This window comes from Streptococcus sp. WM07 (genome assembly GCF_004570525.1).
Taxonomy (GTDB): Bacteria; Bacillota; Bacilli; order Lactobacillales; family Streptococcaceae; genus Streptococcus.
Genome location: NZ_SPPZ01000136.1, coordinates 1 through 657 on the forward strand (window position 1 = coordinate 1; position 657 = coordinate 657).

Here is a 657-nt window from a genome sequence, read left to right on the forward strand (position 1 = left end):
GACATACTGCTCCCGACACCAATCAAAGAATTCTTCCATCAAGGGACGGAGCTCTTCTTGTCGTTTTTGATGTCTGATTTCTGGTTCTAGCTCCTCCCACTGTCTTTCTAAAAGAAACATCCTATCGCAATAGTTACTTCCTTTTTTTGCCAGTGAAGAGGAGTTCGCATTCTTGGGAGTTGCTTCAAAGAACTTCCTACGAACATGCGCCCAACATCCGACCAGACTGGCTTCCTTTAACGTCCTATATGCGGACCACATATCACAGTGAAGGTAACCCTTAAAATCACCAAGGAAGTCTTCGACAACTTGTCCACTACGTCTTTGGTTGTGATGGTAGAGTATGATACCATGCTCCTCGTCCTTACCAGATAGAAAAGTCCAAAAATAGGTCAGATTTGTGTCACTTTCTAAGACCCTGTAGGAGGTTTCATCTGCGTGAAGAACAGACTGTTCCTTCAAGATATCTGAAAGTAAGCTGTAGAGAGGTTTGAAGTAATATTGGGCAGACTTGATGTGCCAGTTCCCTATTTCTTTACGACTAATTGGAAGACCTAGTTTGGCCCAATCAGATTCCTGTCTATAATTTGGAACCTTTAAATTGAATTTTTGATGGATAGTGTGGGATATGATAGAAGCAGATCCTAGGCTATGAGC

General features: G+C 42.3%; 1 protein-coding gene. It reads right to left on the reverse strand.

Going from position 1 to position 657, the window contains the following annotated elements:
• The coding region (locus tag E4T71_RS08745; RefSeq protein WP_228062402.1) for an IS66 family transposase at window positions 1-657 on the reverse strand (657 nt) is incomplete at both ends.